The organism is Buttiauxella gaviniae (assembly GCF_040786275.1).
Classification (GTDB): domain Bacteria; phylum Pseudomonadota; class Gammaproteobacteria; order Enterobacterales; family Enterobacteriaceae; genus Buttiauxella; species Buttiauxella gaviniae_A.
Window position 1 is genome coordinate 459,331 of the sequence record NZ_JBFMVT010000002.1, and the last position, 24,301, is coordinate 483,631.

Annotated in this window: 21 protein-coding genes and 1 tRNA gene; 15 read left to right on the forward strand and 7 right to left on the reverse strand. The window is 51.0% G+C overall.

Going from position 1 to position 24,301, the window contains the following annotated elements; translation table 11 throughout:
* The first annotated feature begins 183 nt into the window (after window positions 1-183).
* From AB1E22_RS02825 to yejF, 5 genes are all read left to right on the forward strand, one after another.
* The gene (locus tag AB1E22_RS02825) at window positions 184-1,782 is read left to right on the forward strand and encodes a cyclic di-GMP phosphodiesterase (protein ID WP_367593998.1); all 1,599 of its coding nucleotides are present in this window, start codon (window positions 184-186) and stop codon (window positions 1,780-1,782) included.
* A 75-nt stretch (window positions 1,783-1,857) separates the two neighbouring features.
* On the forward strand, window positions 1,858-3,666 hold the full coding sequence (locus tag AB1E22_RS02830; RefSeq protein ID WP_367597309.1) for an extracellular solute-binding protein: 1,809 nt from the start codon (window positions 1,858-1,860) through the stop codon (window positions 3,664-3,666).
* An 8-nt stretch (window positions 3,667-3,674) separates the two neighbouring features.
* Window positions 3,675-4,772 (forward strand): microcin C ABC transporter permease YejB, encoded by a 1,098-nt coding sequence (locus tag AB1E22_RS02835; RefSeq protein WP_367593999.1) that lies wholly within the window; start codon window positions 3,675-3,677, stop codon window positions 4,770-4,772.
* Window positions 4,769-5,794, forward strand: coding sequence for a microcin C ABC transporter permease (locus tag AB1E22_RS02840; RefSeq protein WP_367594000.1), 1,026 nt, complete (start codon window positions 4,769-4,771; stop codon window positions 5,792-5,794). The genes AB1E22_RS02835 and AB1E22_RS02840 overlap by 4 nt, the downstream gene beginning before the upstream one ends.
* A 1-nt stretch (window position 5,795) precedes the next feature.
* Window positions 5,796-7,385: a microcin C ABC transporter ATP-binding protein YejF gene (gene yejF / locus AB1E22_RS02845; protein ID WP_367594001.1), complete on the forward strand. Its 1,590-nt coding sequence runs from the start codon at window positions 5,796-5,798 to the stop codon at window positions 7,383-7,385.
* A 31-nt stretch (window positions 7,386-7,416) separates the two neighbouring features.
* Here the strand turns inward: yejF and AB1E22_RS02850 are convergent, their stop codons facing one another.
* The 3 genes from AB1E22_RS02850 to rsuA form a co-directional block, all read right to left on the reverse strand.
* Entirely contained in the window at window positions 7,417-7,764 is a 348-nt protein-coding gene (locus tag AB1E22_RS02850; RefSeq protein WP_367594002.1) for a YejG family protein, read from the reverse strand.
* A 338-nt stretch (window positions 7,765-8,102) separates the two neighbouring features.
* A complete protein-coding gene (locus tag AB1E22_RS02855) occupies window positions 8,103-9,302 on the reverse strand; it encodes a Bcr/CflA family multidrug efflux MFS transporter (protein WP_367594003.1) in 1,200 nt (399 codons plus the stop codon).
* Window positions 9,303-9,316: 14 nt separating this feature from the next.
* Window positions 9,317-10,024, reverse strand: coding sequence for a 16S rRNA pseudouridine(516) synthase RsuA (rsuA, locus tag AB1E22_RS02860; RefSeq protein ID WP_367594004.1), 708 nt, complete (start codon window positions 10,022-10,024; stop codon window positions 9,317-9,319).
* Window positions 10,025-10,338: 314 nt separating this feature from the next.
* Between rsuA and AB1E22_RS02865 the strand changes: the two genes are divergently transcribed.
* Both AB1E22_RS02865 and rplY read left to right on the forward strand, forming a co-directional pair.
* Complete coding sequence (locus tag AB1E22_RS02865) at window positions 10,339-12,099, forward strand: DEAD/DEAH box helicase (protein WP_367594005.1); 1,761 nt, start codon at window positions 10,339-10,341, stop codon at window positions 12,097-12,099.
* Between the two features lie 127 nt (window positions 12,100-12,226).
* Window positions 12,227-12,511: a 50S ribosomal protein L25 gene (rplY, locus tag AB1E22_RS02870; protein ID WP_367594006.1), complete on the forward strand. Its 285-nt coding sequence runs from the start codon at window positions 12,227-12,229 to the stop codon at window positions 12,509-12,511.
* 126 nt (window positions 12,512-12,637) lie between these two features.
* On the opposite strand, the gene yejK is transcribed toward rplY, so the two are convergent.
* Complete coding sequence (gene yejK, locus AB1E22_RS02875) at window positions 12,638-13,645, reverse strand: nucleoid-associated protein YejK (protein WP_367594007.1); 1,008 nt, start codon at window positions 13,643-13,645, stop codon at window positions 12,638-12,640.
* A gap of 187 nt (window positions 13,646-13,832) precedes the next feature.
* Between yejK and AB1E22_RS02880 the strand changes: the two genes are divergently transcribed.
* The 3 genes from AB1E22_RS02880 (at window position 13,833) to AB1E22_RS02890 (ending at window position 15,997) form a co-directional block, all read left to right on the forward strand.
* A complete protein-coding gene (locus AB1E22_RS02880; RefSeq protein WP_154154966.1) occupies window positions 13,833-14,060 on the forward strand; it encodes a YejL family protein in 228 nt (75 codons plus the stop codon).
* A 19-nt stretch (window positions 14,061-14,079) separates the two neighbouring features.
* Window positions 14,080-15,843 (forward strand): LPS biosynthesis-modulating metalloenzyme YejM, encoded by a 1,764-nt coding sequence (gene yejM / locus AB1E22_RS02885; protein ID WP_367594008.1) that lies wholly within the window; start codon window positions 14,080-14,082, stop codon window positions 15,841-15,843.
* Window positions 15,844-15,920: 77 nt separating this feature from the next.
* Window positions 15,921-15,997, forward strand: a tRNA-Pro gene (locus AB1E22_RS02890).
* 51 nt (window positions 15,998-16,048) lie between these two features.
* On the opposite strand, the gene AB1E22_RS02895 is transcribed toward AB1E22_RS02890, so the two are convergent.
* Together AB1E22_RS02895 and umuD are read right to left on the reverse strand one after the other, a co-directional pair.
* Entirely contained in the window at window positions 16,049-17,347 is a 1,299-nt protein-coding gene (locus AB1E22_RS02895; RefSeq protein ID WP_367594009.1) for a Y-family DNA polymerase, read from the reverse strand.
* Window positions 17,348-17,349: 2 nt separating this feature from the next.
* Window positions 17,350-17,709: a translesion error-prone DNA polymerase V autoproteolytic subunit gene (gene umuD, locus AB1E22_RS02900; protein ID WP_437178365.1), complete on the reverse strand. Its 360-nt coding sequence runs from the start codon at window positions 17,707-17,709 to the stop codon at window positions 17,350-17,352.
* Between the two features lie 212 nt (window positions 17,710-17,921).
* On the opposite strand from umuD, the gene AB1E22_RS02905 reads away from it, so the two are divergent.
* Window positions 17,922-19,199 (forward strand): DUF445 domain-containing protein, encoded by a 1,278-nt coding sequence (locus tag AB1E22_RS02905; protein ID WP_367594010.1) that lies wholly within the window; start codon window positions 17,922-17,924, stop codon window positions 19,197-19,199.
* A gap of 168 nt (window positions 19,200-19,367) precedes the next feature.
* On the opposite strand, the gene AB1E22_RS02910 is transcribed toward AB1E22_RS02905, so the two are convergent.
* Complete coding sequence (locus AB1E22_RS02910; protein ID WP_367594011.1) at window positions 19,368-19,517, reverse strand: AcrZ family multidrug efflux pump-associated protein; 150 nt, start codon at window positions 19,515-19,517, stop codon at window positions 19,368-19,370.
* 128 nt (window positions 19,518-19,645) lie between these two features.
* On the opposite strand from AB1E22_RS02910, the gene modE reads away from it, so the two are divergent.
* The 4 genes from modE to galT all read left to right on the forward strand — a co-directional run bounded on the left by modE (window position 19,646) and on the right by galT (window position 24,301).
* Complete coding sequence (gene modE / locus AB1E22_RS02915) at window positions 19,646-20,437, forward strand: molybdenum-dependent transcriptional regulator (RefSeq protein ID WP_367594012.1); 792 nt, start codon at window positions 19,646-19,648, stop codon at window positions 20,435-20,437.
* A 76-nt stretch (window positions 20,438-20,513) separates the two neighbouring features.
* Window positions 20,514-21,983 (forward strand): molybdate ABC transporter ATP-binding protein ModF, encoded by a 1,470-nt coding sequence (modF, locus tag AB1E22_RS02920; RefSeq protein WP_367594013.1) that lies wholly within the window; start codon window positions 20,514-20,516, stop codon window positions 21,981-21,983.
* A gap of 245 nt (window positions 21,984-22,228) precedes the next feature.
* A complete protein-coding gene (gene galE / locus AB1E22_RS02925; RefSeq protein ID WP_183269972.1) occupies window positions 22,229-23,245 on the forward strand; it encodes a UDP-glucose 4-epimerase GalE in 1,017 nt (338 codons plus the stop codon).
* Window positions 23,246-23,254: 9 nt separating this feature from the next.
* On the forward strand, window positions 23,255-24,301 hold the full coding sequence (gene galT / locus AB1E22_RS02930) for a galactose-1-phosphate uridylyltransferase (protein ID WP_367594014.1): 1,047 nt from the start codon (window positions 23,255-23,257) through the stop codon (window positions 24,299-24,301).

Sequence of the window (24,301 nt, forward strand, 5' to 3'; positions counted from 1 at the left end):
AAGAAACGCTGCCTGTGCAGCGTTTTTTATTGCCTGAAATCCAACACGTTTAAATTTTAAACAATTATGAAAGGGTGATAGTTTTCGTTCGAAACTTTATGACGTCATGACAGTTTTTGCGTTATAGTCCAAAAAAAGACAAATAAACAATATGTCTCTTGCGCTTGCAGGAACCTGCCATCCATGTTTTCGAAAAATATATTTTCACGCTACTTCACCTCTGTCCGGCAAATTGCCGTATTCAGTATTTTAGCGGGTGTGCTCGCCGGGTTGCTGATAGGCGGAATAACCAGTCTGACGCTACACAGCAAGCGTGAGGCAGGCTATGACACGCTCACCCAGGATATACGCGAATACCTCGACTCTTTTTTCCAGGACCTCCAGTCCACCATCACCAGCATTCAATCGTTAACGCTTTCTGATTGCCACCAGGTCTCTGGCGAACTGACTTCACGCGCCGCCTTTAATGCCAACGTGCGCGCTTTTATCCTGGTACGTAATGGCCAGGCCTATTGCTCCTCCGCTACCGGCAGCATGCTGATGGACATGCATCAGTTTGTCCCGGATATCAATATTAATGAAAATATCGACGTGGCTATCATGGAAGGCACGACGATGATGCCGGGCAAACCGACGATAGCCGCCTGGTTTAAAAACCCGGTCATCGAAGGACGAGGGGTATTTGCCACTCTGAATGTGAATCTCACGCCATATTTATTATTCACCACCAACCAGAACGATGTGGTGTCGATGGCAATTATCGCGAGCGATAAAGCTTTAACCACCATATCCAGCAACGTGATGAATGTCTCCGAGCTTCCCGCGCACCCAACCCGCGTGATAGCCATTCAGGATTACCCGATAAAAATAGCGCTCTATGGCGAAACCTGGCCGCTCGAAGATATTCAAATTTCTGTTCTTACCGGCCTGGTATTTGGCATTCTTAGCGGCGCTCTGTGTGCCTATTTACTGACCATGCGCTTGCGTTCGGGCAAAGAGATTTTGACCGGTATTAAACGCGGCCAGTTTTACGTGGTGTACCAACCGGTGGTGGATGCCACACAATTAAAAATGACCGGCGTGGAAGTATTAATGCGCTGGAATCACCCAATTGCGGGTTCGATTCCTCCCGATGCGTTTATCGCTTTTGCAGAAGCGCAGCAATTGATCGTTCCTTTGACGCGCCATTTATTTGAACTGATTGCGCGTGATGCCAAAAAGCTCCAGCATGTTTTACCTCCGGGGGCTCGGCTCGGTGTGAATCTTGCGCCCAGCCATTTGCACTCTCCTACCTTCAAAGAGGATATTCAAGCCTTTGCGGCCTCCATGCCTCCCCACCATTTTCAGCTAATATTTGAAATTACCGAGCGCGATATGGTGAAGGAAAATGAGGCTAGCTGCCTGTTTACTTGGATGCATGAGCAAGGTTTTGAAATTGCTGTCGATGATTTTGGTACCGGGCACAGCGCGCTTATTTATCTCGAACGCTTCAATCTGGACTATCTCAAAATTGACCGCGGCTTTGTGAACTCCATTGGCCTGGAAACCGTGACATCGCCGGTTCTTGATGCGGTGCTTACGCTTGCGCGTAAACTCAGCATGACCACCGTTGCAGAAGGCGTAGAAACCCCTGAGCAAGCCAAATGGTTGATAGAAAAAGGGGTGAACTACTTACAAGGCTTCTACTTCGCCCGCCCACTCACCATTGAGCAATTACAAGAATGGGAAGGCCAGCAAAAAGAGTACGATGCGTTGCCTGGCGCACGGCGAATCACGCAGTAACAAAGATGCAGCTTGAAGTATGGCGGGTATAACTTATGATTTACCATCATGATGTTACAAGGATTGACCCATACGATGCTTGCTCGCGCCTTCGCACTGCTAAGCCTTTGCCTGTTTGCCGCCGCTAGCCAGGCTGAAAACATCAAGGAAAGTTACGCCTTCGCCGTTTTAGGGGAACCTAAATACGCCATCAATTTCACTCAGTTTGATTATGTTAACCCTGCGGCTCCCAAGGGCGGAAACATCACGCTGTCCGCGATTGGCACCTTTGATAACTTTAACCGTTATGCCTTGCGCGGCAATCCCGGTGTGCGAACAGAAGCGCTATATGACACGCTATTTACCACCTCGGATGATGAACCAGGGAGTTACTACCCGCTGATCGGGGAGATGGCGCGTTACCCCAGCAATTTTGCCTGGGCTGAAGTCGAGCTTAACCCACGAGCACGTTTTCATGATGGAACGCCCATCAAAGCCCGCGATGTCGAGTTCACTTTCAATAAATTTATGACCGAAGGCGTGCCGCAGTTTCGTCTGGCCTACAAAGGCGCAAAAGTGAGAGCTATCGCGCCTTTGACGGTGCGAATCGAACTGGCTGAGCCCAGCAAAGAACGAATGTTAGGTTTATTCTCGCTGCCGGTATTTCCCGAAGCATTCTGGAAAAGCCATAAACTCAGCGATCCCCTTTCAGCGCCTCCACCAGCCAGCGGCCCCTACAAAATCACCGCATGGCGCATGGGCCAGTACATCACCTATTCTCGCGTGAAAGATTACTGGGCAGCCAATTTGCCGGTAAACCGTGGCCGCTGGAATTTTGACTCCATTCGTTATGATTATTATCTCGATGACAACGTCGCCTTTGAAGCCTTCAAGGCGGGCGCATTCGATTTTCGTAACGAGGCTTCTGCCAAGAACTGGGCAACGCGTTATGTCGGAAAGAACTTTGCTAACCATTTCATCATAAAAGAAGAACAGCCTAACGATGCAGCCCAGGATACGCGCTGGCTGGCGTTCAATATTCAGCGCCCAATCTTTGAAGACAGAAAAGTCCGTGAAGCTATTGCGCTTGCCTTTGATTTTGAATGGATGAATAAAGCATTGTTTTATAAGGCATACAGTAGGGCAAACAGCTATTTCCAGAATACAGAGTATGCCGCACGCGATTATCCAGATGCCGATGAACTGACGATCCTGGCGCCGATGAAAAAGGATTTGCCGCCGGAGGTCTTTACCACCATCTACACCCCACCCAAATCCAGTGGAAATGGCTTTGACCGGGGCAATTTGCTCAAAGCACTCACGTTATTGAAAGAAGCCGGATGGGAACTAAAAGACCAGAAACTCGTCAATATAAAAACGGGTAAGCCGTTCACTTTTGAATTGTTAACGGGCTCCACTGGCAACACGCAATGGATTTTGCCGTTCCAGCATAATCTGCAACGGCTTGGCATCACCATGCAGGTTCGCCAGGTTGATAACTCACAGCTCACCAACCGGCTGCGCACCCGCGACTACGACATGATGCCGACGCTCTACAGCGCCATGCCTTATCCGAGTAGCGATGTGCAACTCTCATGGGCTTCGGAATATATCGATTCCACGTATAATGCGGCTGGCGTGAAAAGCCCGGTGGTCGACAAGCTGGTTTCTCAGATTGTTGCTCATCAAGGCGATAAACAAAAACTGTTGCCGTTGGGACGCGCGTTAGACCGCGTGCTGACATGGAATAATTATATGATTCCGATGTGGTACATGGCCGCAGACCGCTTCGCCTGGTGGAATAAATTCTCCAAACCAGCGATTCACCCGTTGTACTCCACCGGATTTGATACCTGGTGGTATGACGTAAACAAAGCCGCTCAATTACCGGAAAACCGGCGTTAAGGGAACACATGGGAAGTTATCTGTTACGTCGTTTGCTGCTGATAATCCCTACGCTTTGGGCCATTATCACCATCAATTTTTTCATCGTACAGATAGCACCTGGCGGGCCCGTCGATCAGGCTATTGCGGCGATTCAATTTGGTCATGGCTCAGGCGTTCCGGGCGTGGCATCGGATTCGATGGGGAGCGGCCATGCGCGTGTCGGCATCGGTAACGTGGGTGATAGCCAGTACCGTGGCGCTCGCGGGCTTGACCCGGAAGTGATCGCTGAAATCACCCACCGCTACGGTTTTGATAAACCCATCCATGAACGTTATTTCAAAATGCTCGGCGACTATGTGCGTTTTGATTTTGGCGACAGCCTGTTTCGCAGCTCATCGGTACTGCACCTGATCAAAGAAAGTCTGCCGGTTTCTATTTCCATTGGCCTGTGGAGCACGTTAATTATCTATATCGTGTCGATTCCCCTCGGCATACGAAAAGCCGTCAGCAACGGCAGCAGCTTAGATATCTGGAGCAGCACGTTTATTATCATTGGCTATGCCATCCCCGCCTTCCTGTTCGCAATCTTACTGATTGTGTTATTTGCGGGCGGCAGTTATCTGGACTGGTTCCCGCTACGCGGTCTGGTTTCGACCAATTTCGACACCCTGCCGTGGTACGGCAAAATCATAGATTACCTTTGGCACATCACTTTACCGGTGCTGGCAACCGTCGTCGGCGGTTTTGCAACGCTGACCATGCTGACGAAAAACACCTTTCTTGATGAGATTCGCAAGCAGTATGTGGTTACCGCGCGAGCCAAAGGGCTTGATGAGAAGAAGATCCTTTATCGGCATGTGTTCCGCAACGCCATGCTGCTGGTGATTGCCGGTTTTCCTGCCACATTCATCAGTATGTTTTTTACCGGTTCGCTGCTTATCGAAGTGATGTTTTCCCTTAACGGACTGGGCCTGCTGGGCTATAACTCAACCCTTTCACGGGACTATCCGGTCATGTTTGGAACGTTATATATCTTCACGCTCATTGGCCTGTTGCTGAATATTTTGAGCGATATCACTTATACGCTGGTGGACCCGCGTATCGATTTTGAGGGCCGAGGATGAGCCATTTAAGCCCGGTTAACCAGGCCCGTTGGGCGCGGTTTCAGCACAACAAACGCGGCTACTGGTCGCTATGGGTTTTTGCCGTTCTGTTTTTGTTAAGCCTCGGTTCAGAGCTTATCGCCAACGATCGCCCGCTGATCGTGCATTATCAGGAACGCCTCTATTTCCCCTTTATTGCCAACTACAGCGAGAGCGATTTTGGTGGCCCGCTTGCGACACCGGCTGATTACCAGGATCCGTGGCTTGCGGAGCGTCTGAAGCAAAAAGGTTGGGTGCTGTGGGCACCGATTCGCTTTGGCTCCAGTGCAATAAATTTTGCCACCACCGTTCCCTTCCCTTCCCCACCGAGCAGCCAGAACTGGCTCGGGACAGATGCCAATGGCGGCGACGTGCTGGCGAGAATCCTCTACGGAACACGCATTTCTATTTTGTTCGGCCTGATGCTGACGCTATTTTCCAGCGTTATCGGGATACTCGCAGGTGCGGTGCAAGGGTATTACGGCGGGCGGGTGGATTTGTGGGGCCAGCGATTTATTGAGGTCTGGTCAGGGATGCCGACGCTGTTCCTGATAATTTTACTCTCAAGCGTGATTCAGCCTGATTTCTGGTGGTTGCTCGGTATTACGGTGCTGTTTGGCTGGATGAGCCTGGTGGGCGTGGTGCGCGCTGAGTTCCTTCGCACCCGCAACTTCGACTACATTCGCGCCGCACAGGCGATGGGCGTTAACGACTGGTCGATTATCACCCGCCATATGCTGCCCAATGCGATGGTCGCGACGCTAACATTCTTACCTTTTATTCTTTGCGGGTCGATTACTACGCTCACCTCACTGGATTTTCTCGGCTTTGGATTACCGCTGGGTTCCCCGTCACTGGGTGAACTGTTGTTGCAGGGAAAAAATAACCTCCAGGCTCCGTGGCTTGGCATTACAGCATTTCTGTCGCTGGCGATATTACTGACGCTACTCATTTTTATTGGCGAAGCAGTGCGCGACGCCTTCGACCCCAGCAAGGCGCACTGATATGACAACTCCCCTGCTTTCGATTAACAATTTATCCGTCGCTTTTCGCAGCGGTGATACCGTCCGGCAAGTCGTGGACGATTTATCGCTGGAGGTGAATGCTGGAGAAACACTGGCGCTGGTCGGTGAATCGGGCTCGGGTAAAAGTGTCACCGCGCTATCGGTGCTGCGCCTGCTACCCGCGCCTCCGGTTGTTTATCCGGCTGGCGAAATTTTCTTTAAAGGTCAGGAATTATTACATGCGCCGGAACGCACGCTTCGTAACGTGCGCGGGAATAAAATCGCCATGATTTTTCAGGAACCAATGGTTTCGCTAAACCCGTTGCATAATATCGAAAAACAGTTGTATGAAGTGCTGTCGCTCCATCGGGGGATGCGTCGTGAAGCGGCGCGCGCTGAAATGCTCACTTGCCTGGACAGAGTCGGTATCCGTAATGCCGCCAGCCGTTTAACGGATTTCCCACATCAGCTTTCCGGTGGCGAACGCCAGCGAGTCATGATCGCCATGGCACTGCTGACGCGCCCGGAATTGCTGATTGCTGATGAGCCGACGACGGCTCTGGATGTCACGGTACAGGCGCAAATTCTGCAATTGCTTAAAGAACTGAAGCAAGAGCTGAATATGGGGCTGCTGTTCATCACCCATAACTTGAATATTGTCAAAAAGCTGGCGGATAACGTGGCGGTGATGAGAAACGGAAAATGCGTGGAGCAGAACTCAGCCGCGGTTTTACTCTCGTCACCTCAGCATCCTTATACCCAACAATTGCTGGCAGCCGAACCTACGGGCAGCCCACGCCCGGTTGAAGAATCAATCGCGCCGCTATTAAACGTTCAGGGATTGCAGGTCGCCTTCCCGATTCGCCGTGGATTGCTCAAGAAAACCGTCGGCTATCACTATGGAATCAAAGATCTGAGTTTTTCGCTACGCGCCGGAGAAAGCATCGGGCTGGTTGGGGAGTCAGGCTCGGGGAAAAGCACCACTGGCCTTGCGCTACTGCGCCTGATTCATTCCAGAGGTGAGATTTGGTTCGATGGAAAACCTTTACATACATTTAGCCGCAAACAGCTATTGCCGCTGCGCCGCCGGATTCAGGTAGTATTCCAGGATCCGAATTCGTCACTTAACCCGCGTCTGGATGTCTTACAGATAATCGAAGAAGGGTTACGCGTTCATCAGCCTGCGTTGAGTGCTGCAGAGCGTGAGCAAAAAGTGATTGTGGCTATGCAGGAAGTGGGATTAGATCCGCAAACTATGCACCGTTATCCGGCGGAGTTTTCTGGCGGACAAAGGCAGCGCATCGCCATTGCCAGGGCGCTGATATTGCAGCCCGAATTGATTATTCTTGATGAACCCACTTCGTCACTTGACCGCTCCGTACAGGCACAAATTCTCGCCTTGTTGAAATCACTTCAAGAGAAGCACCAACTGGCCTACATTTTTATCAGCCATGATTTGCGGGTAGTAAAATCATTATGCCATCAGGTGGTTGTGTTGAAACAAGGAGAAGTGGTTGAGCAAGGGTCGTGCCAGCAGATTTTTGCAGCACCTCAGGCGGAATACACACGCCAGCTACTTGCGCTTGCCTGACGAATCAATCTGAACGCTAAGAACTGAACGCTCAGAAAGGATTCGCGCTGGTGAAAGACTCCGCAATAGCGACGCCAAAATTCTTCAGTCGGCAGGTAGCCGCAAGCTCATCCTGGCGATTCACAAACAGGCACGGCTCCCCTTCACATTCCACCACCGAAGAATCGACTTCGATATCTCTTAACGCCAGGCTTAGCTTGTGCATGGTCGGCCAGGCTGAATCGCTGTTGTTGTCACTCAATAGCTTCAGACCTATTAAGCAATTTTCAGCGCTTTGCCCGTTTTGCGGAATCGGTTCAACTCGGGAACCTGCAAAACCTGCCAGCCAGCGATAGCAAAGTGGTAAGCGATGAACGATGGAAAGTTGTAACGTATTCACTGTGGTATCCCCAAAAAAATCCAAAAATTTTTCACAAACAGTTTACATAAAGGTTAACACAATGTTGATGTTTTGTGTGTAAACAACATGGAAACCGCTTACATCCGTTGTAATTATTTGTCTACCATTTCATATTTAACGTTTTATTTTTGTGGTGCTGCACACGTTTCGGCGCTATATGTAACGCTTTCTACGATCTAACTCAACCTTTTTAACCACAAAGATATGACTTTTTGTTGTTGATGCGTTTACATTTGAGAAACAAATTGTAGGCATTCGCGGGGGGTTTTCGTTGATTTGGATTAAAGAACGGGCATCTGGCGATGCCCTTTTTGAAACTATTTCTTTGTCGCGAGTCGAGGACGGCTGGCGTATAGATAGAAAAAGATCGAACACGTTGCACATATCGCAATGGACCAGATCATCGGCCACGCAGTGGTAAAGGTCGCAATGGACAGCAACGCGCCGGTTAATGCGCCGATACCAAAGCGGAAGGTGCCCGCCAGTGAGGACGCGGTTCCTGCCATATGCGGAAACTCATCGAGAATGACCGCCATCGCGTTGGAAGACACCATCGACACACAGCCCACGAACGCCGCTACGCCCAACACCATTGACCAGAAACCAAAGCCCAGCCCGGTACTGATAACCAACCAAATCGCCATCGCAAACTGCACGAATAACCCGAAACGGAACATCGCAAGCGGGCCAAAACGGCGTACAAAACGGCTGTTGATGAGCGTCATAACAATTAAGAACACAATGTTAAGCGCGAAGTAGTAACCGAAGTGCTGGGGCGCAACGTGGTTAAGCTCAATATAGACAAACGGCCCGGCGCTCAAAAATGAGAACATCGCCGCAAAGCTAAAACCGCTCGCCAGCATGTAACTCAGCACACGCTTATGGCGGAACAGCGTCGCAAAGTTCCCTATCGTGGTTCGCAGATGAAACTTCTGACGACGTTCAACCGGCAACGTTTCATGGATCAGGAAGAAAATCATCGCCGAGGCCAGCAATGCGGCCAGCGCCAGAATCCAGAAAATCGCATGCCAGCTAAACCACACCAGCACGGCCCCACCCACCATCGGCGCAATCAGCGGCGCAATCGTTGTGATCAGCATGACAAACGACATCATGCGCGAGAACTCTTCTTTCGGATAAATATCGCGCATCAGGGCATTAATCACCACGCTTGCGGCAGCGGCGGCAAGGCCGTGCAGAAAACGCATCGCAATCAGATGATCAATTGTTTGTGAGAGTGCGCAAGCAATCGCGGCCCCGGCAAAAATAAGCGTACCCCCGAGCACAACGGGCTTACGGCCAATGCTGTCAGCCATTGGGCCATAAAATAGCTGGCCAATTGCGAAACCCAAAATGTAGGTACTGAGTGTCATTTGCGCGCTGCCTGCTGGCACGCCAAATTCCGAGGCAATAACCGGCAGGGCCGGTAAATACATATCTATTGATAGCGGCATTAACATGGCCAACAGGCCAAGAATTACCACAATACCAACAGACGAGTTTTGCTTACTGCTCAACGCTTCCTCCTGAATTAACGTGGTGGCATGCCTACGCTTGCAATTTCTTCTTCGGTTAATGGGCGATATTCGCCCGGCGCAAGATCCGCATCCATGGCAATGGCGCCAATACGTTCACGGTGCAAGCCAACCACATGGTTGCCCACGGCCGCGAACATGCGTTTTACCTGATGGTAACGCCCTTCGCTGATGGTCAGGCGCACTTCCAGCGGCGTAATCACTTCCATGACCGCAGGCAACGTCAGATCTTTTTCATTATGGAGTTGAACCCCGGCGGCGAATTGTTCTGCCGTATCATCGGAGACCGGATTCTCAAGCGTCACCAGATAGGTTTTTTCACAATGATGGCGCGGGGAGGTAATGCGATGTGACCATTGCCCGTCGTCGGTCATCAGCACCAGGCCGGTCGTGTCGATATCCAGGCGACCTGCAGCATGCAGTTTATGCGCCATAGGTTCGTCAAGGAAATAGAGCACTGTTGGGTGATCCGGATCTTCGGTGGAACAGACGTAACCCTGCGGTTTATTCAACATAAAGTAGCGAGGGCCGTTTTGTTGCGTCAACGAACGTCCATCAAACTCAATTTGATGTTCAGGGTTAAGTTTAAAAGAGGCGTCACGCACTACTTCGCCATCAATAGTGACGCGCTGTGCGCGGATTTCACGGCCAGCGATAGCACGGCTCACGCCAAGCTGCTGAGAGATAAATTTATCGAGTCGCATTAAATATATTGCCTGTTTCTTAGAGGTGCCAGCACGAAACGGCTGACGGGGCATTCAGCCCGCTTTTTTTGTCAACGTAAACCCTAAATAATTCGAGTTGCAGATAGGCGGCAAGGGAGCAAATCTCCAGGAGCTTACTAAAGTAAGTGACTGGAGTTTGTGAGTGCAGCCAACACCCCTGCAGCTCGAAGTATGACGGGTAAATCATTTGCCTGTTAATTAGTTTGCCAGTATAGCTGGATAGAAAAGTCTCTCAAGCTAAAACCCTGTTTCATGGCATAATTGAACGCGTTATTCCCCGAATCTGAGTGCCAATGTCTTTTACATTACGCCCCTACCAACAAGAAGCAGTGGACGCGACCCTGCACTACTTCCGCAAACACATCACCCCTGCAGTGATTGTGCTGCCAACGGGTGCGGGAAAAAGCCTGGTGATCGCTGAACTTGCCCGCGTTGCACGTGGAAGAGTGTTGGTACTGGCACACGTCAAAGAATTAGTCGCGCAAAACCATGCCAAATATTGTGCACTTGGGCTTGAAGCCGACATTTTCGCCGCTGGCCTGCAACGCAAAGAGAGCCATGGTAAAGTGGTTTTCGGTAGTGTGCAGTCCGTTGCGCGTAATCTTGAACAGTTCCACGGCGAGTTTTCGTTGCTGATTGTTGATGAATGCCATCGCATCGGTGATGCCGACGACAGTCAATATCAGCAAATCCTCGCCCATTTACGCACTGCTAATCCCAAACTTCGCCTGCTGGGGCTCACGGCGACGCCTTATCGCCTTGGCAAAGGCTGGATTTACCATTTTCACTATCATGGAATGGTACGTGGCAACGAAAACGCCCTCTTCCGGGATTGTATTTACGAACTCCCACTGCGTTACATGATCAAGCACGGCTATTTAACCCCGCCCGAGCGGCTGGATATGCCGGTAGTGCAGTATGATTTCAGCCGCTTGCAGGCACAATCTAACGGCTTGTTCAGCGAAGCAGATCTTAACCGCGAGCTGAAACAACAAAAGCGAATTACCCCGCATATCATCAGCCAGATTGTCGAGTTTGCCGCTGAGCGGCGAGGCGTGATGATCTTTGCCGCAACCGTTGAGCACGCGAAAGAAGTTACCGCCTTGCTGCCAGCAAACGATGCGGCGCTAATCACCGCAGACACACCCGGCCCCGCACGCGATACATTAATAGAAGCGTTCAAAAATCAGCAGTTCCGTTTCCTGGTGAATGTGTCAGTGCTCACTACCGGCTTCGATGCGCCTCACGTCGACTTGATTGCGATTTTACGCCCGACGGAGTCCGTCAGCCTGTATCAGCAAATTGTTGGCCGCGGTTTACGCCTGGCGCCAGGTAAAAAAGATTGCCTGATTCTGGATTACGCCGGAAATCCACATGATTTGTTCACGCCTGAAGTCGGGGCGGCAAAAGGCAAAAGCGATAATGTACCGGTACAAGTGTTTTGCCCGTCATGCGGTTTCGCCAACACGTTCTGGGGAAAAACCACCAGCGATGGCACGTTGATCGAACATTTTGGTCGGCGCTGCCAGGGCTGGTTTGAAGATGACGATGGCACCCGCGAGCAGTGCGATTACCGCTTCCGCTTTAAAAACTGCCCGCAATGTAACGCTGAAAACGATATCGCTGCACGTCGCTGCCATCAATGCGATCATGTGCTGGTCGACCCCGACGATATGTTAAAAGCAGCGCTGAAATTAAAAGATGCGTTAGTGCTGCGCTGCGGCGGTATGACGCTCCAGCACGGCGGCGATGAAAAAGGCGACTGGCTGAAGATTACCTATTTTGATGAAGATGGCGCGGATGTTAGCGAACGGTTTCGCCTACAAACGCCAGCCCAGCGGATGGCCTTCGAACAGTTGTTTATCCGGCCCCATAGCCGTGCGCCAGGTGTGCCGCTGCGCTGGATAAACGCCGCCGATGTCGTAGCCCAACAATCAGCGCTTCGTCATCCAGATTTTGTCGTCGCACGTAAAAATGGCAACTTCTGGAACGTGCGGGAAAAGGTATTTGACTACGAAGGCCGCTTCCGCCGAGCAAATGAATTGCGCGGTTAAAGGTTCTTTTGATTGAAGCGCAAGTCAGATATGGCTATAATCCCGCCCGCTTTTGCATCCGCAAAGCAGATAACTTTGCCTGTTGCTGGGTCGCCTGTAGCAGGATTATTTAAGAGAGAAACAGTTAATGTTTACTATCAATGCAGTAGAACGCAAAGAGCAGGGCAAGGGTGCGAGCCGCCGCCTGCGTGCAGCTAACAAATTCCCGGCAATCATCTATGGTGGTTCCGAAGCTGCGATCTCTATCGAACTGGATCACGACTACGTAATGAACCTGCAAGCTAAAGAAGGTTTCTACGAAGAAGTTCTGACTCTGGTTGTAGACGGTAAAGAAGTTAAAGCTAAAGTTCAGGCTGTTCAACGTCACCCGTTCAAGCCAAAACTGACTCACATCGACTTCGTTCGCGCTTAATCGCGAATTTAGCTCGAAAAAAACCCGCTTCGGCGGGTTTTTTGTTTTTGCAGCTTGCTCAATGCCGGGTGGCGCTTACGCTGACCCGAAGTACGCCTTCAGCTAACACGCCCCACCACAACACTATTACTTACCTGAGCTACGGCGCTGTAACTGGTCGCGCAAATTCGGCGGCGTACCTTTAATGGTCAGCGTGTCGGTCGCCGGATCCCAGTAAATACGCTCGCCTAACAACATTGCATCAAAGTTAATCGTTAAACCACCGCCGCTACCGGCAAATTTGGTTAACTGGCGTAATGTGCTTCGGTCAGCCGGGAAACTCTCTTCCAGCTCGTAGCCTTTATCGGCGGTGAACTGCTGGAAGTTTTTGTCATCAACGGCCCACGGCAACTCATCGGCAAGTGAAGAAAGCTCAATTTCTTCCCCCGCCTGCAACTGCTCGTTGCAGTAAGCGTAAACCTGCTGACGCGCAGCCTGACGTTCGTTTTTGTCCAGTTGCGCTTCATTAGTGAAATCATCAAGCGCCTGCAACAAACCTTTGTTTTGTGCTTTGGCGTTTAAACCTTCGCTGGCACCGAGGAAATCCATAAAGAAATCAGAAACTTTACGCCCTACTCGCCCTTTAAGGAATGTCAGGTAGCGCGTCGATTCAGGATTGGTTTCCCATTCGGTGAGATCGATACGCGCTACGATATCCGCATGGTTGATATCCAGATGGTGCGTAGAGCTGATATCCAGCTCTTCGTTGACGCGCATGCTGCTTAAATTATTCAGCACAGCGACCAGTAAATATTCCACCGCCAGGTAGCGATACTGGCAAAACAGTACGATGCCGCCATCTGCGAAAGGATATTTCGCCAGCTCATCACGTAAACGCCCAGTAGCGGCACGGCTGAATGCCAGAAAATCCTCGTCGCCTTTGCGCTGCGAGCGCAAAGCTTCTGCCAGTTCACTCTCTTCGCTGAACAGACCATATGCTTTATTTTTTGCACTATAAACGCGGTGCAATTCTGCCATCATTTCTTCTACGGCGCCGTTCGTTGCCAACAGAGAATCACGCAGCACCACTTCAAGTGTCTGTTCGCCGCGTTTAATCAACTGGTGTAAGGCAATCTGGTTGATATCCAGACTCATGATAAACTCTCCTTTTAATCCTGGCGGTATTCAACCATTGCATGAAGGCTTGTGCAACATTCCCTAAATAATTCGGGCGGCAAGACCAGGCAGCCTGAAGTCGGACGGAAGAAGATAAAAAAGCAGAAAAACAGGTCCTTCTACGGTAAGATAACGCCCTTTCCTGAATTTAATTGATTGTTAATTTATGCCACAAATTTCCCGTTATAGTGACGAACGCGTCGAAGAACTGTTGAGTGAACTGGCGAATGTGCTGGAAAAGCACCAAACGCCTACCGATCTTTCCCTGATGGTGCTGGGAAATATGGTCACCAACCTGATTAATACCAGCGTAGCTTCTGCTCAACGTCGCTCGCTGGCTCGCTCTTTCGCTGAGGCGCTGCAAGCCTCCGTGAGCGAAGACAAAGCTCATTAAGGGATTGTAGTTACACGTTATGGTGACTAACCGTCAGCGCTACCGCGAAAAAGTTTCCCAGATGGTCAGCTGGGGGCATTGGTTCGCCCTGTTCAATATCCTGCTGGCAACGCTGCTGGGTAGCCGCTATCTGTTTGTCGCCGACTGGCCGACAACGCTCACGGGTCGAATTTATTCCTGGCTGAGTGTTATCGGCCATTTCAGCTTTGTGGTTTTTGCCACCTATTTGCTGATCCTCTTCCCGCTGACGTTCGTCGTCATGTCGCAGCGCCTGATGCGCTTTGTTTCGGCAGCGCTCGCCACTGCGGGCATGACGCTTCTGCTAATCGACAGCGAAGTCTTTACTCGCTTCCATCTCCACCTTAATCCGATTGTCTGGGAACTGGTGATCAACCCCGACCAGAGCGAGATGGCGCGAGACTGGCAACTGATGTTTATCAGCGTGCCGGTCATTCTCTTAATTGAAATGCTGTTTGCGACCTGGAGCTGGCAGAAACTGCGCAGCCTCGGGAGGCGCAAACACTATGCAAAACCCGTCGTCGTGCTGTTCTTCGTCGCGTTTTTCAGCAGCCATATTATGTATATCTGGGCGGATGCGAATTTCTACCGCCCAATTACCATGCAGCGCGCAAACCTGCCGCTCTCCTATCCAATGACGGCCCGTCGTTTCCTTGAAAAACATGGCCTGTTGGATGCGAAAGAGTACCAGCGCCGCCTTGTCGAGCAGGGGAATCCTGAAGCGGTATCGGTGCAGTACCCGCTGAGCGATCTGCAATTCCGCGATATGGGCACCGGTCATAATGTGTTGCTGATTACGGTTGATGGCCTGAACGCTGAACGCACACAGAAAGATTTACCAAACCTAAGCCAGTTTGCCGCCGGTAATATTAATTTCACGCAGCATATGAGCGCGGGTAATGGCACCGATAACGGCATCTTTGGGCTGTTCTACGGTATCTCACCTGCCTATATGGATGGCGTTTTATCTGCCCGCATTCCTGCGGCGTTAATCACCGCATTGAACCAGCAAGGCTATCAATTGGGGCTGTTCGCCTCCGATGGTTTTGACTCATCAATGTACCGCCAGGCTCTGCTGTCTGACTTCTCTTTGCCTTCGGCACAAAGCCAGTCTGATACGCAAACGGCTTCGCAGTGGATTAACTGGCTGACGCAGTACGCCTCTGACGACAACCGCTGGTTCTCTTGGGTTGCCTTTAATGGCACCAGCATTCCGGAAGACAGTAATCAGCAAGCCTTCACTCGCCGTTATGCTCGTGCAGCAGGCAATGTTGATGAACAAATTAAGCGCGTATTGGATGCGCTGAACGCATCCGGCAAGCTTGAGAACACCGTTGTAATTATTACCGGGGGCCACGGTGTGCCGCTGGGTAAAGAGCAGGATTCTTTTGCCTGGTCACGCGCACGTATTCAGGTACCGCTGGTGATTCATTGGCCTGGCACCCCTGCGCAAACTATTTCCAAACTGACCGATCATCAGGATGTGATGACAACCCTGATGCAGCGCCTGCTGCACGTTAAAAATCCGGCCAACGAATATTCGCAGGGTGAAGATCTGTTTGCCGCAACGCGTCGCAATAACTGGGTGGTAGGTGCAGATAACAACAGTCTGGCAATTACTCTGCCAGCAATGACGCTGGTACTGGATAATAACGGCAACTATCGGATGTACGACCTGCTGGGCGAAAACATTAAAGAAACCAAACCGCAGTTAGGATTGCTCCTGCAAGTCCTGACCGACGAGAAGCGTTTCATCGCCAACTGATTGTTTATTTATGAAGCAGTTAGCAAAAAACCGTCTTGCAAACGATCGCGGAATAGGTAGTATTATTTGCACGGTGTCGGCACGTAGCGCAGCCTGGTAGCGCATCGTCATGGGGTGGCGAGGGTCGAGAGTTCAAATCTCTCCGTGCCGACCAGAACCCCTTTTTAAAGCAGCCATTTACGGCTGCTTTTTTATTATCTGTACTTTATGCAGGCGAACCCCAGTCGCTATTGCTAGCTTTCATCACCAGCAAATCCGACCATCTTGTCGTGTAGCGTGGCGATAGCATTGCCCTTTTCATTTGCCACGGCTGTTGAATCCCCTGTCCTGCAAAATATAACGTTCCTTTGCCTTTCTTTTTATTGATTTTGTCTAAGGTTTGCATCAGCGCTTCGCTGTTAATTCTTGGTGGGTTTTCATCAAAAAGATTGAGCTGAGCAACGCCCTGGCTAAAGAAATCGCCGAGCATCACCCCGGCTTTTTGATAATGGTGCCCGTTTCTCCAGATAGTATTCAGGCAGCGCGTCGCCGCGGCGATAATATCCCGCGTATCCTGCGTCGGGGTCAGTAATTTCACCATCGCCTGATTGCCATAGTAAGGTTCATAGACGGTGAAAGGGGATGTTTTCACGAAAACAGAAATATGGCGGCAATACTGATGTTCTTTTCTGAGCTTCTCTGCGGCGCGCGCCGCATAAGTACAAATAGCCTGGCGCATGTGTTCATATTCGGTAAGCCGCTCTCCAAATGAGCGCGAGCAGAGGATTTCCTGTTTCGTTGGGGCAAACTCTTCAACGCCCAGGCAAGGTTCACCGCGCAGTTCACGAACCGTGCGCTCAAGCACAACGCTAAAGTGCTTTCTGATAAACCTGATGTCTGCGTCAGCGAGTTGTAATACGGTCTTAATTCCCATTTCTTCAAGCCTTTTAGCAATACGCCGCCCCACCCCCCAGGTCTCATTAACGTGTAAAGCCGCCATCAGTTTTCGCTGATTTTCGATGTCCGACAAATCAACCACGCCCCTGGTTTTGTGCGGCCATTTCTTCGCGGCTAAATTGGCGAGTTTTGCCAGAGTCTTAGTCTGCGCAATCCCCACGCCTACCGTCAGGTGCGTACGCTGCAACAGCGTGGCGCGTATTTCCCGGCCAAACTCTTCCAGATTCCGACAATTTTGCACACCGCTAATATCGCAAAACGCCTCGTCAATGCTGTAAATTTCACAATATGGCGACATCTCTTCCAGTGTTCTCATCACCCGATCTGACATGTCGGCATACAGCTCGTAATTGCTGCTGAAAGCCACAACCCCCGCTCGCCGGAAGAGCTCTTTCTGCTTGAAATAGGGCCCTCCCATTTTTACACCACACTCCTTCGCCTCGGTGTTACATGCCACCACACAACCATCGTTATTGCTAAGAACAATCACGGGCCTCCCCTTCAGATCTGGCCTGAAGATGGTTTCGCAGCTCGCATAGAAACTATTGACATCTACTAAGGCAAACATAGTCACCTCGTCGATTTAATGATGTAAGTGACTACGCCGAATATATCGAGATTATCCTCGGAGCCAGGGCGAATAGATTTATAGGCGCTGTTGAGCGGGATTAACTGAATAAAAGGTCTGAGTTGTAATTGCCTGACGATAAATTCGCCGTTAATCGCGGCAATCACAATACTGCCATGCTGTGCCGTTATGGCGCTGTCGACAACCAACAAGTCGCTATCGCCGATGCCTCCGTCAATCATCGAATTGTCAGAAGAGCGAACGTAGTATGTAGCAGTGGGATGGATAACGACGAAATCAGAAAGATTCATCCTCTGTTCTGCATAGTCCTGAGCGGGTGATGGAAATGCCCCCATGGTCATGCTCCATACATCGTTGATTGGCAAAAAATAAAATAAGTTAACGGCATCATAAGTTCCTCTCCATGAATAACTGTATATACATACAGTATCGCTAAATAAATCTGCCGATCAAGCCGCTGGCAGGAAGATTTTTATAACGAGTTGAAGAGGCGAAAAATTTAGTTGCCAAATTTGTCCTACCGATTCAGCCCGCTGCGTTCTATGCTTACCGAATGGAGAAAATGACTGAACTTAAACGCGCCAAGCGCCTTGCGCTCTCTTTATTACTGATTGCGGCCGCAATCTTCGTGACCACCCTCTTTTTACCACCGAGCTTCTGGGTAAGCGGTTTAAAAGCTATCGCCGAAGCCGCCATGGTGGGCGCACTCGCCGACTGGTTTGCGGTAGTCGCCCTGTTTCGCCGCGTGCCGATTCCTTTTATTGCCCGCCATACGGCGATTATTCCGCGCAACAAAGACAGAATTGGGGAAAATCTCGGCATCTTCGTGCAAGAGAAGTTTCTGGATACACAATCGCTTATTGCCCTCATCCGCCGCCACGAACCGGCGCACATGATTGGCCTGTGGTTCAGCAAACCTGATAATGCGCAGCGGGTCGGTCAGCATCTGTTGCAAGTGATGAGCGCTTTTTTAGATCTCACCGACGATGCGCGAATTCAGCGCTTAATTCGCCAGGCGGTTCATAAAGCTATCGATAAAGTCGATCTGACGCACTCAAGCGCCCTGCTGCTGGAAAGCCTGACCAAAAATAACCGTCATCAGGAGTTGCTCGACGCAGTAATCGCCCAAATGTTGACGTTCATTAAGCGCGACAGCACGCGCGCTTTTATTGCCCAACAGATTGTGCGCTGGCTGGAAACTGAGCATCCTCGCAAAGCCAAAATATTGCCTACAGAATGGCTAGGGGAACACAGTGCAGAATGGGTTTCTAATGCGGTTAATTCGTTTCTGGATGATGTCAGCCACGATCAAGGGCACCAAATCCGCCAGGCTTTTGATCGCGCAACGTTAAAGCTTATCGAGAATCTGAAACACTCCCCGCAAATGGCTGAAAAGGCCGACAGCATTAAAAGCTATTTGAAAGAGGATGAGGCGTTTAACCGCTATCTCGGTGAGTTATGGGGTGATTTACGTCAGTGGCTGAAAACCGATATCAGTTCAGAGGATTCGCGTTTGAAGCAGCGCATTGCCGAAGCCGGGCTTTGGTTGGGAGAAACGCTGGTCGCCGATAGCGCACTGCGCGCCTCGCTAAACGAGCATCTGGAACAAGCAGTACAAAAAATGGCGCCAGAGTTTGCAACCTTCCTCACCCGCCATATCAGCGATACCGTAAAAAGCTGGGATGCAAAGGATATGTCGCAGCAAATTGAATTGAATATCGGGAAAGATTTACAGTTTATCCGCATTAACGGCACGCTGGTGGGCGGCTCGATTGGGCTGATACTTTACTTGCTATCGCAGATCCCCGTGGCATTGCAGTTCTTAAAATAAGCAAGATCGATATCCCTAAATAATTCGAGTTATATCGCGGCGGCAAGGGAGCGAGTCCCGATGAGCTTACATAAGTAAGTGATTCAGGTGAGGGAGTGTGGCCAACAATGAGACAACGTGAAGTATGACGGGGATAAAACAACGCCCGCATAAGCGGGCGTTAGAGAATCAATGATTTTTCTTTGGCTGGTCGCGATGACCGACTTTTGAGAAGACGTTAAAGACTTCACCCAATCCATAGATAAGACCGAGGATCACCGCCATAACGATTGGCACCATGATCACGGCAAACACCAAGCTTTTCAATAACTCTAACATGGATGCCTCCAACAAAAGTGAGAGCGGCTATTCTAACCGCCTGACAGAAAAACGCACTCTCCTTTTGTGCCATTTGCCCTGCCCGTCGCAATAGAGGAAAATGGCGTTTTCATTATTGCGGAGAGGTTATGCAAGCTGAAATTTTACTGACGCTGAAACTCCAGCAGCGGCTGTTCGCCGATCCACGTCGTATCGCGCTACTTAAACAAATACAACATACCGGCTCAATTAGCCAGGGAGCTAAGCTCGCAGGTATCAGTTACAAGAGCGCCTGGGATGCCATCAATGAGATGAATCAGCTAAGCGATGAGACGTTAGTTGACCGGGCGACCGGCGGCAAAGGTGGTGGCGGCGCGGTGATTACCCGTTACGGCGAACGTCTGATTCAGCTCTATGAATTACTGGCGCAAATTCAGCAAAAAGCCTTCAACGTCCTGCGCGATGACGCGTTGCCGCTCGACAGCCTGCTCGCCGCGATTTCCCGTTTTTCGCTGCAAACCAGCGCCCGTAACCAGCTTTTCGGCACGGTGCTGCATCGCGACAGCGAACACGTTCAGCAGCATGTGGATATTTTACTGGCCGACGGCTCAACCCGTTTGCAAGCCGCTATTACCCGCCAGAGCGCCGAACGTTTAGGGTTAAGCGAAGGCAAAGAAGTACTGGTGCTGATTAAAGCCCCGTGGGTGGAAGTCACCAGCGACGCTCAGCGCGCCAGGGGTGCAGATAACCAACTCAGCGGTATTATCAGCAATATTCAGCAAGGCGCCGAACAAAGTGAAGTGCTGGTGAAGCTGCCGGACGGGCAAACATTGTGCGCCACAGTGCCAAATAGCACGGTTGAAATTCAGAAACTGGTAGAAGGTGCTGAAGTCATAGCATTTTTTAATGCCGATCGGGTGATTATCGCCACGCTGTGCTAAAACAGCGCGACCAATTGACAACAACACAGACAATCCGTAAATCTGGCGTTAATCACTGCAAAAAATGGGATGAACTATGTCTGTGTTGCACATTTCGCAAGGTATTTTTCACCTGAGCGATACCCGAACGCTTAACCTGAATGATTTAACGATTAACGCAGGTGAAAGCTGGGCGTTTGTGGGAGCCAACGGCAGCGGGAAATCAGCACTGGCCCGCGCTCTCGCCGGTACACTTCCACTACAAAAAGGCGCACGCCAGAGCACATTTTCACGTATTGCCCATCTCTCATTTGAACAACTGCAAAAGCTGGTCAGAGATGAATGGGAGCGCAATAACACCGATTTATTAAGCCCTGACGAAGACGATACCGGCCGTACCACGGCGGAAATTATTCAGGATGAAGTAAAAGATGAGGCTCGTTGCCAAAAGCTGGCGGCACTTTTCGGCATTACTTCTCTCCTCACCCGCCGCTTTAAATATCTTTCTACCGGCGAAACCCGCAAAACCCTGCTCTGCCAGGCACTGATGCCAAAGCCTGATTTGCTGATACTCGATGAGCCGTTTGACGGGCTGGATGTAAAATCCCGCGAGCAGCTTGCAGGCTTGTTAGGCGAGCTGAACGCACACGGCTACACCGTAGTACTGGTTCTTAACCGTTTCGATGAAATTCCTGATTTCGTCCAACACGCTGGCGTGCTGGCAGATTGTGCGCTGATTGAAGTCGGCGAAAAGCAAAAACTCCTCGAACAGGCGCTGATTGCCCAACTCGCGCACAGTGAAAAACTGGCGGGCGTTGCTCTACCCGAAGCGGACGATCCGAGCGCACGCTACACGCTGCCAGAAGATCAGCCGCGTATTATTCTGCGCGATGGCGTAGTGGAATATAACGACAGGCCAATCCTGCATAAACTCTCCTGGACGGTAAACGCCGGTGAGCACTGGCAAATCGTCGGCCCCAACGGCGCGGGTAAATCGACATTGCTGAGTCTGGTCACCGGCGATCATCCGCAAGGCTACAGCAACGATTTAACGCTGTTTGGTCGCCGTCGCGGCAGCGGGGAAACCATCTGGGATATTAAAAAGCATATCGGATATGTCAGCAGCAATTTGCATCTCGATTACCGGGTCAGTACCACGGTGCGCAACGTCGTCCTGTCGGGTTATTTTGATTCGATTGGGATTTATCAGGCCGTTTCTGACCGCCAGCATAAGCTCGCCCGCCAATGGTTACATATGCTCGGCATGGATAATGCTATTGCCGACGCCCCCTTCCACAGCCTTTCCTGGGGCCAACAGCGGCTGGCTTTGATTGCGCGTGCGCTCGTGAAGCACCCTACGCTGTTGATTCTGGATGAACCCCTGCAAGGGCTGGATCCGCTAAATCGCCAACTGGTGCGCCGCTTCATTGATATTTTGATTGGCGAAGGTGAAACCCAATTGCTGTTTGTTTCACACCACGCCGAAGATGCGCCCGAGTGCATCACCAAACGGCTGACCTTTGTGGCCGATGGCGAGGCTTATCGTTATCACTTTGAGGACTTATAACTTCTTTTTCCACGTCGGACTAGCGTGAGCGACGTCCGACATTGCCTTGATCTTCATGGCATTTGCCACTTTCAGACAACCCGCAACATCATCGCCACGACCCTTTGTTTTATAATCATTTTTCGCAAGAATAATTCGCTATGAAATATCAGTGTAAACGATTCCACTAATTTAGCGCATGTCACACTTTTCGCATCTCTGTTATGCTATGTTTATTACATACCATACGCGCAATGGAGCGAAAAATGAGAGTATTGGTAACAGGTGGTAGCGGTTACATTGGCAGTCATACCTGCGTACAACTGCTGCAAAATGGCCACGACGTTGTGATTCTAGATAATCTGTGCAACAGCAAACGTAGCGTGCTGCCAGTTATTGAACGTCTTGGCGGTAAACATCCTCTGTTCATTGACGGCGATATCCGTGATGAAGCGCTTTTGGCCGAGATCTTCCACGATCACCAGATTGACGCCGTGATTCACTTCGCAGGCCTCAAAGCCGTGGGCGAGTCCGTCAGCAAACCGCTGGAATATTACGACAACAATGTTACTGGCACATTGCGCCTGATTTCCGCCATGCGCGCCGCCAATGTCACCAACTTCATCTTTAGCTCTTCTGCCACCGTTTATGGCGACCAGCCGCAAATCCCTTACGTTGAAAGCTTCCCAACCGGAACGCCTGCAAGCCCCTACGGGCGCAGTAAGCTGATGGTGGAACAGATTCTGGCTGACCTGCAAAAGGCCCAGCCGAACTGGAGCGTGGCGCTGCTGCGTTACTTCAACCCGGTCGGCGCACATCCGTCAGGCGATATGGGTGAAGACCCGCAAGGTATTCCTAACAACCTGATGCCGTACATCGCGCAGGTTGCCGTAGGGCGTCGCGATTCACTGGCTGTTTTTGGCAATGATTACCCAACCGAAGACGGCACCGGCGTACGCGACTATATCCATGTAATGGATCTCGCCGATGGCCACGTAGCAGCAATGCAAACGCTGCAAGGCAAACCTGGCGTGCACATCTACAACCTCGGCGCAGGCATCGGCAGCAGCGTACTGGACGTGATCAACGCCTTCAGCACCGCGTGCGGTAAGCCGGTGAATTACCACTTCGCCCCGCGTCGTGATGGCGATCTCCCCGCTTATTGGGCTGACGCCACCAAAGCTGACCAGGAACTTAACTGGCGTGTCAGCCGGACTCTGCAAGAAATGGCAGATGATACCTGGCGCTGGCAGTCCCGCCACCCTCAAGGTTATCCAGATTAAGGAAATGTGATGGAGCAGTTTAACCCGGTGGATCATCCACATCGCCGTTATAACCCACTGACCGGACAATGGATTCTGGTGTCCCCGCATCGCGCCAAGCGCCCATGGCAAGGGGCTCAGGAGACGCCGTCAAAAGAAACATTACCGGTTCACGATCCGGATTGTTTCTTGTGTCCTGGCAATACACGTGTAACCGGCGATAAAAATCCGCAATACACCGGCACATTTGTTTTTACGAATGATTTTGCTGCATTGATGACGAACACCCCGGACGCGCCAGCAAGCGGCGATCCTTTAATGCGTTGCGAAAGCGCGCGCGGCACCAGCCGGGTTATCTGTTTTTCACCCGATCACAGTAAAACGCTGCCGCAGCTTTCCGTTCCGGCGCTGGAAGAAGTGGTCAAAACCTGGCAAGAGCAGACCGCAGATTTAGGGCAAACCTATCCGTGGGTGCAGGTATTTGAGAATAAAGGTGCGGCAATGGGCTGCTCCAACCCGCATCCGCACGGCCAGGTTTGGGCCAACAGCTTCCTGCCAAACGAAGTGGCACGAGAAGATGTACTTCAGCGTGAATACTTTGCTGAAAACGGTTCGCCGATGCTGGTGGATTACGCCCAGCGCGAATTAAAAGATGGCAGCCGTACGGTGGTCGAAACCGAACACTGGATTGCCGTCGTGCCTTACTGGGCGGCGTGGCCGTTCGAAACGCTATTGCTGCCAAAAACGCACATCCTGCGTATTACCGATTTGAGCGCCGAGCAAAGCCGTGATTTGGCGCTGGCACTGAAAAAACTGACCAGCCGCTATGACAACCTTTTCCAGTGCTCATTCCCATACTCAATGGGTTGGCACGGCGCACCGTTTAACGGCGAGGAAAACAGCCACTGGCAATTACACGCCCACTTCTATCCCCCGCTGCTGCGCAGTGCCACGGTGCGTAAATTTATGGTCGGCTATGAAATGCTGGCCGAAACCCAACGTGATTTAACCGCAGAGCAAGCCGCAGAACGCTTGCGTGCCGTATCCGATATCCATTTTCACGAGGCAGGAGTTTAA